The organism is Candidatus Pantoea soli, from assembly GCF_007833795.1.
GTDB classification, from domain to species: domain Bacteria; phylum Pseudomonadota; class Gammaproteobacteria; order Enterobacterales; family Enterobacteriaceae; genus Pantoea; species Pantoea soli.
Genome location: NZ_CP032702.1, coordinates 2,135,700 through 2,147,848 on the forward strand (window position 1 = coordinate 2,135,700; position 12,149 = coordinate 2,147,848).

Genomic DNA, 12,149 nt, shown 5'->3' on the forward strand with positions numbered 1-12,149 from the left:
TCCGTTACAACGTCACGTTTGACGTGACCAGCAGTTGTTTCAGTTCCGGGATACAGGAACCACAATTGGTGCCGCACTGCAGCGCCTCGCCCAGCGCCGCCGCGGAATCACAGCCGCGGGCAATCGCCTGGCGGATGGCGATCTCACCCACGCCAAAGCAGCTGCAAATGGTGCGTCCGGCGTGCTCGCTCTGTGTCGGGCGGCCGCCAAGCAGCGCATGACGCTGCCGGGCCGACGCCGGCGCGTGCGTGAAGGCGTGGCTGACAAAGGCGTGGTCGATGCAAGGGAGCGTCGGGGCCGCATAGAACGCGCAGCGCAGTGTCGCACCCTGCCAGCCCAGCAGGTGCACCTGCTGCTCTGCCTGTGCCAGCTGCCACTGCAGATCCGCCATACCCGGCTGCTGCTGCAGCCACGTCAGCGCGTCCCCCTCGCCGGCCAGCACATAGCGCTGCACCCCGTTTTGCGGCGCGCGTGCCCAGTACAGCAGCGATGCGGGCGTCATGATCGCCGGGATAAACAGCCATCCCTGCCACGCCGGCCGTAGCGGCTGCAGGCGCACGGCGGTCTGTTTCAGCGCCGGCTGCCCGGCGTGCGGACAGCCCTGCGCGGCGATCAGCGCATCCACCGTTGCCTGCGCGCTGAACTGCCGCGTCCAGTGCATCGGCACAAACAGCTGACCCGCTGCAACGCCCGCATCCAGCATCACCCTGCCGCTCCACCAGCCCTGCGCCGACTGCACGCGCGTCAGATCGCCCGCCTGCAGGCCGTGCGCCGCCGCGTCCTGCGGATGCAGCGCGACAAAAGGTTCGTCATAGTGCTGCATCAGCCGGGGCACCGCGCCGGTGCGCGTCATGGTGTGCCACTGGTCGCGGATACGCCCGGTGTTCATCAGCAGCGGATAGCGTGCATCGGTGTGCGTCACGACCGGCATCGCCGGCGGCAGCAGCCGCGCTTTGCCATCCGCATGAAAAAAGCGTCGATCGCTGAATAGCCGCGCGGTGCCGCGCGGTGCGGCGGGCGTCACCGGCCACTGCACCGGGCTCAGCTGGTCATACTGCTCACGCGTCAGGCTGGCCAGCGCGCTGATATCAAACGCACGCGTGCCCTGATTTTCAAAGCCGGAGAGCGCCGCGTGCTCGGTAAAGATCTGCTGCGGATGGGTCCAGGCAAATGCCTCCGCATACCCCATACGCTGCGCCACCTGCGCCAGCAGCCACCAGTCAGGTTTTGCCTCACCGGCGGCGGGCACGATGCTGCGCTGACGCGAGATACGCCGCTCGGAGTTGGTCACGGTGCCGTTCTTCTCGCCCCACGCCTCGGCAGGCAGCAACACATCGGCGAACGCAGCGGTGTCGCTGTGGGCACTCACCTCGGAGACAATCACCAGCTCACACTGCGCCAGCGCCTGCGCCACGCGGTGGCCCTCCGGCAGGGAAACTGCCGGATTGGTCCCCATGATCCACACCGCTTTTACCTCGCCGCGTGCGATTGCCCTGAACAGATCCAGCGCCATCAGCCCCGGCTGGCGCGCCACGCGATCGCTGCGCCAGAAGCGGCTCAGCCGGTCTCTCTCCGCAGCGCTGAAACCCATATGCGCGGCCAGCTGATTCGCCAGCCCGCCCACTTCGCGGCCGCCCATGGCATTTGGCTGTCCGGTCAGCGAAAAGGGCCCACAGCCGGCACGGCCGATTTTGCCGCTCAGCAGGTGCGCATTAATAATGGCGTTGTTGTTATCGCTGCCGGTATGGGACTGATTGATGCCCATGCACCAGAGCGTCAGCACGCGCGGCGTTGCGGCGAACTGCTGCCAGAAGGCGAGGATCGCGGCTTCGCTCAGCGCACAGGCTGCGGCAACCGCCCTGACATCCCAGCCGGCACAGGCGGCCAGCGTGCTCTCCACCTGCGCCAGATGCGGCAGCATGCTGTCATCAATGCCGCCGTGCTGCGCCAGCCAGTTCAGCAGACCGGCAAACAGCGCGCTGTCCGAACCCGGCCGCAGCGGCAGATGCACATCGGCCATCTCCGCGCTGGCGGTGCGGCGTGGATCGATGACCACCAGCTGCAGCTGCGGGCGCTCACGCTTTGCCTGCATCAGCCGCTGCCACGCTACCGGATGTGCCCATGCTGCATTGGAGCCGACCAGCACCACCAGCTCTGCCTGCTCCAGATCCTCATAACAGCAGGGCACCGCGTCCGCACCCAATGCCCGTTTGTAGCCCACAACCGCAGAGGCCATACACAGCCGGGAATTGGTGTCGATGTTAGCCGCACCGATAAAGCCCTTCATCAGCTTGTTGGCCACATAGTAATCCTCGGTCAGCAGCTGGCCGGAGCCGTAAAAGGCCACCGCCTGCGGGCCATATTGCGCAATGATGCGCTGCAGGCCATCGGCGACGTGATCCAGCGCGGCCGCCATGCTGACACGCTGGCCCTGCACCGACGGCCAGAGCAGCCGGCCGGTGTGATCCAGCGTCTCGCCCAGCGCGGCGCCTTTCACACACAGCCGGCCCGCATTGGCCGGATGCTGCGCATCGCCGCTGACCACGCCGTTGCTGACGTCTACGCCGCAGCCGACGCCACAGTAGGGACAGGTGGTCTTCATGATGCCGCCGCCAGCGCCGCGTCGGACGGCTGCCCGAGCCACACCTGATCGCCCTCCAGCCGGACCGGCCAGCAGCGCAGCTGATGCGCAGCATTATCCAGGCTCTGGCCGTCGCGCAGGCGGATACGCTGCTTATACAGCGGCGAGATCACGACCGGTTCACCGCCGACATCGCCCAGTATGCCGCGTGACAGCACGCTGGCCTGCGTTCCCGGCTCAATATCGTCCAGGGCATACAGCCTGTCGCCAAAACGGAACAGCGCCACGCGCTGGCCGCCCAGCCGCGCGCCGATACCGGCTTCCGGCGGAATCGCCGTCAGCGGACAAATGACGCGCCACGGCTCTGCCGGCTGGGCGGACGGCCGTGCATTTTCGTGCGCTGCCGGCTGGCGCTGATCGCGGACGCGTACGTAATGCAGGCTTTCATCGGGCCGATCGCTGTTCACGGTGGCGGTAAACAGCGCGCGGCGTGACGGATCCTGCAGCGTGCTGTGCCATTCGCACTGGTAGCTTGCCACAATGCTTTGCATCTCCTGCTCCAGCTGCGCGGCGATGCCCAGCACATCGTCAATCACCACCTGCCGCAGATACGCCAGCCCACCCTCCAGGTTGTCCAGCCAGACGCTGGTGCGCTGCAGGCGATCGGCGGTGCGCACGTAAAACATCAGAATGCGATCGACATAGCGCAGCAGCGTGGCATCGTCCAGATCGCTGGCAAACAGATCCGCATGGCGCGGCTTCATGCCGCCGTTACCGCAGACGTAGAGGTTCCAGCCTTTGTCGGTGGCGATGACACCGATGTCTTTGCTCTGCGCTTCCGCACACTCTCGGGTGCAGCCGGAGACCGCCATTTTGATTTTGTGCGGCGCGCGCAGCCCTTTGTAGCGGTGCTCCAGCGCGATGGCAAACGCCGTGGAGTCCTGCACGCCATAGCGACACCAGCTGGAGCCCACGCAGGACTTCACCGTGCGCAGCGATTTACCATAGGCGTGGCCGGTTTCAAAGCCGGCGGCAATCAGCGCCTCCCAGATCGCCGGCAATTGATCGAGCCGGGCGCCGAACAGATCGATACGCTGACCGCCGGTAATTTTGGTATAGAGGTCGTAACGTGCCGCCACTTCACCGATGGCAATCAGCCCCTGAGGCGTGATCTCACCGCCGGGAACGCGCGGCACCACGGAGTAAGTGCCATCCTTCTGGATATTGGCAAAGTAGCGGTCGTTGGTATCCTGCAGCGGCAGGTGCTGTGGCGCCAGCAGATAGTCGTTCCAGCAGGAAGCCAGCAGCGAAGCCGCCAGCGGCTTGCAGATTTCACAGCCGTGTCCGCGGCCGTGCTGTGCCAGCAGCGTGGCAAAATCGGTAATGCCACCGACGCGGATCAGGTGGTACAGCTCCTGGCGCGACCAGGCGAAGTGCTCACAGATATCCTTTTTCACCTCCACGCCCTGCTGCGCCAGCGCGCTTTCCATCACCTGTTTCACCAGCGCACTGCAGCCACCGCAGCCGGTTGCCGCTTTGGTGCAGCTTTTGATCGCCACCATGTCGCTGCAGCCGCGCTGCACCGCGTCACAGATATCCCCTTTGCTGACATTATGGCAGGAACAGAGTTGTGCGCTGGCCGGCAAGGCCGCCACGCCCGTCCCGCGTGCCGGCGCCCCCGCCAGCGCCGGCAGGATCAGGCTGGCCGGCTCGGCGGGCAGTGGCAGACGGTTCAGCATCATCTGCAGCAGGGTGCTGTAATCGCTGCTGTCACCCACCAGCACGCCGCCCAGTAGCGTTTTGCCGTCGGCGCTCACCACCAGTTTTTTATAGATGCCTTTGGGATGGTCGATCCACTGATAACTCTGGCTGTCGGGCGTGCGGCCATGCGCATCGCCGAATGCGGCCACCTCCACCCCCAGCAGCTTGAGACGGGTGCTCATGTCTGCCCCGCTGAACGCCAGCGTCTCCCCGGCCAGCCGGGCCGCCAGCACGCGGGCCATCTGGTAGCCCGGTGCCACCAGACCGAAGATCTGCCCCTGCCATACGGCACACTCCCCAATGGCATACACCGCCGGATCGCTGGTGGTGCAGCCGTCGTCAATCGCAATGCCGCCGCGCTCACCCAGCGTCAGTCCGGCGGCACGCGCCAGCGCATCGCGCGGGCGAATACCGGCGGAAAACACCACCAGGTCACTCTCCAGTACGCTGCCATCGGCAAAACGCAGCTGTACCCCGCCGCCGTCCGCGGCCAGGATCGCCTCGGTTTGTTTGCTGGTATGCACCTGCACCCCCAGTGCGCTGATTTTGCCGCGCAGCATCTGCGCGCCGCCCTCATCAAGCTGCACCGCCATCAGGCGCGGGGCGAACTCCACCACGTGCGTTTCCAGCCCCAGCTGTTTCAGCGCGTTTGCGGCTTCCAGCCCCAGCAGGCCGCCGCCAATCACCACGCCGCGCGTGGCCTGACGGGCGCAGGCGGCGATGGCGTCCAGATCCGCCAGCGTGCGGTAGACAAAGCAGCGCGCACGATCGTGACCTGGCACCGGTGGCACAAAAGGCACGGATCCGGTGGCCAGCACCAGCTTGTCCCACGCCAGTTCGTTGCCCTGCCGATCGCGCAGGCTGCGACGGGTGGTGTCGATTGCCACGACCTCACAGCCGCTGCGCAGCTCAATGCCGTGTCGGGTAAAGAAATCCTCGCTGACCAGCGACAGGTCAGTCGCGCTTTTGCCGTTAAAATAGTCGGTCAGATGCACCCGATCGTAGGCCATCTGTGGCTCATCGCCATACACCACAATGTGATAGTGCTGATGCAGTTCACGGCTCACCAGCTGCTCAAGGAAATGGTGGCTGACCATGCCGTGACCGACCACGGCGAGAAGAGGTTTGCTCATCACAGGGTTTCCTGCAGCCTGCGGCTGCGTTAAGGGAGTGTCCAGGCCGAACAGCGTTGCCATGCTAACGCGCTCCGCCCGCTGAAGTTGCGCCAGTAGCGTGCCCGCGTCGCGGGTATCGCCAGACAGCAGCACGCCGCGCAGCATGCCATCGCGCAGGAACAGCCGCCGATAGTGACGATGCTGCGGGTCAAAACTGGTGAGGGACGGGCCATCGCCGATCTCCCCGGCGCTGAAGAGGTCAATCCCGCTGACTTTCAGCCGGGTGGCCTGCGGCTGCGACCGGAAATCCGCTTCCGGCTGGCCCGCCAGCTGCGCCGCCAGCACCGCCGCCTGAGCCAGACAGGGCGCCACCAGACCAAAGGTTTCCCCCTCGATTTCACAGCACTCACCCAGCGCATAGACATCCGGCAGCGCGGTCTGCAGCTGGCGATTGACCACAATGCCGCGCTGGCAGGCTACCCCTGCCGCCTGCGCCAGCGCGATCGCCGGCCGCACGCCGGTGGCGATCACGACCTGCGTAGCCGGCAGGCAGCTGCCGTCGCTGAGCGTGACCATCGCTTCGTCAATGCGCTGCAGCGTGACGCCGGTTCGGCAGTCCAGGCCGCGTTCGCGCAGGCTGGCGGCCAGCAGCGCACCGGCCCGGGCATCCAGCTGACGGTCCAGCAGCCACGCCCGGTGATGCACCAGCGTGACCGCCCTGCCGCGCTGGCGCAGCGCCGCAGCGGCTTCTACGCCAATCAGGCCGCCGCCCAGCACCACCACCGGCCCCGGTTGCGCCAGCAGGGTTTCCACATCGCGCCAGCTGCGGAACGCCTGCACATGAGGACGATCGATGCCCGGCAGATCCGGCCAGTGCGGCTGCGAACCGCAGGCAAACACCAGCCTGTCCCATCGCAGCGTGCGCTGGCAGGTGGTAACAGTGCGATCGTGCAGATTCACCTGGCGCGCGGTCTCGCCCATCAGCAGCCGCACGCCCTGTGCCGGGTACCACGCCGGCGGGTGAATCAGCGTGTCCGCCAGGTTTTTTTCACCCGCCAGCACCGGCGAAAGCATCACGCGGTTGTAATTGCCCTGCGCTTCGCGACCAATCACCGTGATGGCATAGCGTCCCGGTGCCCGCTGCAGCAGGATCTCCACCATGCGCATCGCCGCCATGCCATTACCGATCACCACCAGCTGCTGCACCATTGCCTGCTCCTTACGCGACGGCGGTCTGTTTTTCGTAGAGAAAGTGCAGGATCTGCTGGCGCAGCGCGTGGTAACGCGGATCGTCAGCCAGCGCCACACGTGAGCGCGGCCGCGGCAGCGCGATCGGCAGGATCTCGCCCACCTGCGCCGCCGGGCCGTTGGTCATCATCAGCACGCGATCGGAAAGCAGCACCGCTTCATCCACATCATGGGTAATCAGCACAATGGTGGTGTTCAGCTCCTGCTGGATGCGCATCACGCTGTCCTGCAGATGGGCACGCGTCAGCGCATCCAGCGCCCCAAAGGGTTCATCCAGCAGCAGAACGCGCGGCTTCATGGCCAGCGCCCGGGCGATGCCCACGCGCTGCTTCATGCCGCCGGACAGCTCTGCCGGCCGCTTGTGCATGGCATGGCCCATCTGTACGCGCTGCAGGTTGTGCTCAATCCACTCCGCCATTTCCTGGCGGCTCATGTGGTGACGGAAGACCTGCTGTACCGCCAGCCCGACGTTTTCCCACGCCGAGAGCCACGGCAGCAGCGAATGATTCTGAAACACCACGGCCCGTTCGGGACCGGGGCCGGTAATTTCACGGTTTTCACACAGCAGCACACCGCTGGTCGGCTGGTTCAGCCCGGCCAGCAGGTTCAACAGCGTGGATTTGCCACAGCCGGAGTGGCCTATCAGGCTCAGGGTTTCGCCGGCGTAAATGTCAAAGCTGACGTTATCCAGCGCGAGGAATTCCCCGCTGGCGGTGTTAAAGCGCTGGCTGACCTGCTGTACACGTATTACTGGATTCATGCTTGTACTCCCGGTTTGTTACGGATGCCGCCTGCGCGGTGGGCGCTCGGGCAGGATTCACTCAGACGGACAGGCTATTTTTCCCAGCTGAAACGGCGTGCCAGCAGCATCAGCGCCTGCTCCAGCAGCAGCCCCACTCCGCCAATCACCCCAATGGCAATCAGGATGTTTTCTACGTTGAGGTTGTTCCACTCGTTCCAGATCCAGAAGCCGATGCCCAGCCCGCCCGTGAGCATCTCCGCGGCGACAATCACCAGCCAGGCGATGCCCATCGACAGACGCATACCGGTCAGCACCGCTGGCAGCACCGCCGGAAACAGGATGCGCCGCATCACCGTCCATTCGCTGAGCTGCAGCACGCGCGCCACGTTGAGATAATCCTGCGGAATGCGCTGCACACCTTCGGCGGTGTTAATCACCATTGGCCAGATTGAGCAGATAAAGATGGTCCAGCTGGAGGCAGGCTCCGCACGCTGAAACAGCAGCAGGCCAATCGGCAGCCAGGCCAGCGGACTGACCGGTCGCAGCAGCGCGATCAGCGGATTGAACATGCGCGCCACAAAGCGAAAGCGGCCAATCAGAAACCCGGCCGGAATGCCCGCCAGTGCCGCCAGGCCGAAGCCGATTGCCACACGCTGCAGGGAGGCCACGACGTTCCAGCCAATGCCCTGATCGTTAGGGCCGTTGTTGTAGAACGGATCGGCAAATAGCGTGACCGCTGCCTGCCAGGTCGCCAGCGGGGTGGGAAAGCCTTTTGCCGACAGCGAGGCGAGCTGCCAGAGAAACAGCAGCAGCAGGACGCCGCAGGCTGCCGGGATCAGCCGCTGCAGCAGCGGACGCAGCCGGCGCGGACGCGGGCGCGCGGTCTGCGGGGCATTAAGCGCGACGACCTGCGCGGCGGGAGAAGGGCTGTCTGACTCACGGATGAGCGTGCGTACCTGCGTTTTCATGCGGACCTCACTGCGCTACGTTTGATGGGAAAACTGTCGGCATAGGCGGCCGGATTGCTGCCGTCCCACACTTTGCCGTCGAACAGCGTGCTGCTGCGCATGTCGCTGGCAGGCAGCGCGATGCCGCCCACGGCGCTCGCCGCCTGTTTGTAGAGATCGATACGGTTAACCTGGCGGGCAACCGCCGCGTAATCCGGTGCCTGCGGCAGCAAGCCCCAGCGCGTCAGCTGGGTCAGGAACCACATGCCGTCCGACAGCCACGGAAAGCTGACCGCGCCGTCATTGAAGAAACGCATCGGATGCGCGTCCTGCCAGCGCTGGCCCAGGCCATTTTCGTACTGCCCCAGCATGCGCCCTTCCAGCGTCTCCACTTTGGTGTTAATCCATGCGCGTCCGGCCAGTACCGCTGCCGTCTCTTTGCGGTTAGCTTCGGAGGCATCGATCCAGCGGGCGGCTTCCAGCACGGCCGCCGTCAGCGCCCGTGCGGTGTGCGGATTCTCCTGCACCCACTGCGCGCGCGTAGCGAGGATCTTTTCCGGGTGATCGGGCCAGATTTGCTGCGTGGTGGTAACGGTAAAGCCGATGTCGTCGCTGATAGCGCGCTGATTCCACGGTTCGCCGACGCAAAAACCGCTCATGTTGCCCATTTTCATGTTCATCACCATCTGCGGCGGCGGTACGACCACGGTGCGCACATCGGCAAAGGGATCGATACCGGCGTTGGCCAGCCAGTAGTAAAGCCACATCGCATGGGTGCTGGTCGGGAAGGTATGGGCAAAGGTGAAACTGCCTTTGGCCTGACTGGCGATACGCTTTTGCAGGCTGGCGGCGTCGGTGACGTTTTGCGCTTTCAGCTGGTTCGCCAGCGTAATGGCCTGCCCGTTGTTGTTCAGCGTCATCAGGTTGGCCATATCATGCTGTGGCCCGGCAACGCCCAGCTGCAGGCCATAAATCATGCCGTAGAGCGCATGTGCCGCATCCAGCTCGCCGGCGATGAGCTTATCGCGCACCGACGCCCAGCTGGCCTCTTTGGCCGGCTGCAGCGTCAGGCCATATTTCTTATCGAACCCCTTTACCGCCGCCATCACCACCGGGGCGCAGTCCGTCAGCGGGATGAAACCCACGCGTACGCTGCTTTTTTCCGGGGCGTCGGAGCCCGCCGCCCAGACTGCATTGCGTAAACCGGGTACCAGATAGCTGCCGCCGACCGCTGCGCTGCCCAACAGAAACTGCCGTCGTGTTACTGCAAACCGCGTTTTGCTCATTGTGCCCATCCCGAAAAAAAACCATAAAAAAGGCGTCCTCCCGCATGCAGAGCATGGGGCCGGACGCCTTTATCCAAAGCACTCGCTTTACCGCCGCTGGCAAAACAAATGCGTAATGTAAGTCTGGTATTGCAAAGCCTGTGCCAGAAATAATGCCGCAGCGGACGCGGCCGGCAGCGGGCTAAGCTGCCTGCGCTGCACCGCCCTGACGCAAACGGCGCACAGCCTTTGTGCAGCTCCCCTGAACCGGTTAAGCCTGCAGCGTGGCCGCCACCGCGAGAATCGCCTGCGCGATATCCAGCATGCGTTTGTTCTGATTCATGGCGCTTTTCCGCAGCCTTTGCCAGGCATCCTGCTCACTGAGCCCGTGCTGCTGCATCAGCCAGTGTTTCGCCTGGTCAATGACTTTTCGTTCGTTGAGGGTGGCACGCATAGTGGCCAGCTCATTGCTCTGCGCCTGCAGGCGTTGCGCCTGTTCGCGGATCAATGAAAGCACCGAGCGGCCGAGCTGCGGCGCGATGCCGCTGCTGTCCAGCGTGGCATCGTGCCCCTCCAGCCAGCTGGCACCGGCAACATACAGTGAGAAGCTGGCATCCGCGTCAGGCGCAGGCGCACGTGCTTCTGCCTGCTGCGCCGCAGCAATCGCGCGCGCGCAGCCCGCCATCAGGGCCGCGCACAGGCCATCTTCGATCTGTTTCATCTTATCCAGCCGTTCACTCAGCAAGGTGAACCACTGCAGCACGCCCTCTTCGGCATAAGGCGCACCGGTGCAGGCGATACGGCGCAGGCGTTCAATCTGGCTGCCGGCATCGGCCATCTGCTGCCAGCGTGCCAGGCTGTCAGCATCGGCAAACTGACTGAAGGTGGCAAAACTTTGCTCCTGGGCGTCAATCAGCCCCTGCAGGCGCTGGCGCTGTGCAGCGCTGAAGGTACCGGCTGCAAACCCGGCGGAGCCGGTGGCGCGCTCCTGCCCCGCCAGCTCTTTACCCTGCATAAAGCTGAACAGCGCTATCAACGCGCGGGAAATATCCGGTTCACTGGCGGTGTCGGCCGCTTCAAACACCAGGTTAAGCAGCGTGCGGATAATATGGCTGAAGGCGTCCATGGCGCGTACCTGCTCCAGCGCCCGGTCACGCACCTGCTGCCGCAGCAGCGGCAGCGCCTCCAGAGCCTGCAGCGCGGCGGCTATCAGCATGCAGAAACGGCTGTAGCCTGGCTGTGCCTCTGCCGGCGGTAACGCGGCGATGACCGCCCGCTGCCGGTCAGCGACCGCCGCCGCGCGCGCCTCAAGTTCGTCACCAAACAGTCGGCCGTCTGAACAGAGCCAGATATTGCTGGCACCGCGCTCGCGCTGCAGCGCATGGATCAGTTCACTGACGGCGGTGATCTGCTGCCCGGTGCGCAGCAGCCGCTGCAGACTGGCGATCTCGCTGGCGCGGCTGGCATGAAGGTACTCCAGAGCCCGGTTCATTGCTCTCTCCTGCAACATATAAAGGGATGCAGGGAATAAGCAAAAGCCATGCCGGAGGGAAACAGGCCGGACTGAAAGGCGCTATGGAAATTCTGAAAAACCAAAAACTGTATTGCGGCGCACGCTTTGCCCACCGTAAAAAAAAGATAAATCTTATTTACGCATTTTGTCTGGCCCTGGTAAGCGGCAAATGTGCCGGCGCAGCGCCGCCGCCGTGCTGCCGCTGAATAAATAAATTCACCTTAACTTTCGCACCAGCCGTGGCTGTGCACCGGCTGCCCTATGCTGCTTTTTCGCCCACTAGCACGGGATTTACTCTGGTGCAATAGTTTGAATTCTCAAAAGTCTTAGGTAGACTGAGAGCAATACTATCTTTCTGTAATTTGACTGTTTTTAACTGGCCATTTCACTGCATACTCTGCCCGCCGGATGCGCGCGTACCGCAGAATACTCTGCAGTTAATCTGATGATATTCGAGGATCATGGTGAATAAGAGTCTCGTGCTAACGCTGCTTGCGGTTTTAACGCTGGCCGGCTGCAAGACGCCGCCGCCGCCCGTGACTGATGACACTCTGGTAACCAGTGAAGTTAACGGTGTCAGACTGGTACACCGTCATGCGGTGGCCGCACCGGGTGAATTTACCCCGGTCAATGAGAGCTATCGCGCGCTGTATGCGGCGTCGGTGATGACGACGCCGGATTACGGCGGCAAAGTGGTGCGTTATCTGGATAACGCGCAGCCGTTTCAGGTGCTGGGCCGGGTGGAACATAACTGGCTGGCCATTGCCGACGAACCGGACGGCCCGCTGATTGGCTATATCCCACCGAAGGCCGGCGTGGAAAGCAGCCGTTATGATGCGACGCTGCGCAGCGATCGCCCGCGTCCGCGCCGGACGAAGCAGGTCTGCGTGGCGGTCGGGGGTGCCAGCAAAGCCTGTCGCACCAATGATACCGCGACCTGGATCTTAGACTGATCATGCAATATGGCGCATATTGCC

At 64.0% G+C, this 12,149-nt stretch carries 8 protein-coding genes; 2 read left to right on the forward strand and 6 right to left on the reverse strand.

Going from position 1 to position 12,149, the window contains the following annotated elements; all coding sequences use genetic code 11:
• Positions 1 to 4 precede the first annotated feature (4 nt).
• The 6 genes from D8B20_RS09920 to D8B20_RS09945 form a co-directional block, all read right to left on the reverse strand.
• The gene (locus D8B20_RS09920) at positions 5 to 2,602 is read right to left on the reverse strand and encodes a nitrate reductase (RefSeq protein ID WP_145888725.1); all 2,598 of its coding nucleotides are present in this window, start codon (positions 2,600 to 2,602) and stop codon (positions 5 to 7) included.
• Positions 2,599 to 6,666: a nitrite reductase large subunit NirB gene (nirB, locus tag D8B20_RS09925; RefSeq protein WP_145888726.1), complete on the reverse strand. Its 4,068-nt coding sequence runs from the start codon at positions 6,664 to 6,666 to the stop codon at positions 2,599 to 2,601. Before nirB ends, D8B20_RS09920 begins: the two co-directional genes overlap by 4 nt.
• Before the next feature lie 10 nt (positions 6,667 to 6,676).
• Positions 6,677 to 7,465, reverse strand: a complete 789-nt coding sequence (locus tag D8B20_RS09930) for an ABC transporter ATP-binding protein (protein ID WP_145888727.1) — start codon at positions 7,463 to 7,465, stop codon at positions 6,677 to 6,679.
• 74 nt (positions 7,466 to 7,539) lie between these two features.
• Entirely contained in the window at positions 7,540 to 8,415 is an 876-nt protein-coding gene (gene ntrB, locus D8B20_RS09935) for a nitrate ABC transporter permease (RefSeq protein WP_145888728.1), read from the reverse strand.
• Positions 8,412 to 9,680 carry a CmpA/NrtA family ABC transporter substrate-binding protein gene (locus D8B20_RS09940; RefSeq protein ID WP_145888729.1) on the reverse strand — a complete coding sequence of 423 codons (1,269 nt, stop codon included), beginning with the start codon at positions 9,678 to 9,680 and terminating at the stop codon, positions 8,412 to 8,414. The genes ntrB and D8B20_RS09940 overlap by 4 nt, the downstream gene beginning before the upstream one ends.
• A 250-nt stretch (positions 9,681 to 9,930) precedes the next feature.
• Positions 9,931 to 11,151: a nitrate regulatory protein gene (locus tag D8B20_RS09945; protein ID WP_145888730.1), complete on the reverse strand. Its 1,221-nt coding sequence runs from the start codon at positions 11,149 to 11,151 to the stop codon at positions 9,931 to 9,933.
• 83 nt (positions 11,152 to 11,234) lie between these two features.
• On the opposite strand from D8B20_RS09945, the gene D8B20_RS21605 reads away from it, so the two are divergent.
• Positions 11,235 to 11,378: a hypothetical protein gene (locus D8B20_RS21605; protein ID WP_186454357.1), complete on the forward strand. Its 144-nt coding sequence runs from the start codon at positions 11,235 to 11,237 to the stop codon at positions 11,376 to 11,378.
• Between the two features lie 255 nt (positions 11,379 to 11,633).
• A complete protein-coding gene (locus tag D8B20_RS09950; RefSeq protein WP_186454358.1) occupies positions 11,634 to 12,125 on the forward strand; it encodes an SH3 domain-containing protein in 492 nt (163 codons plus the stop codon).
• Positions 12,126 to 12,149 lie beyond the last annotated feature (24 nt).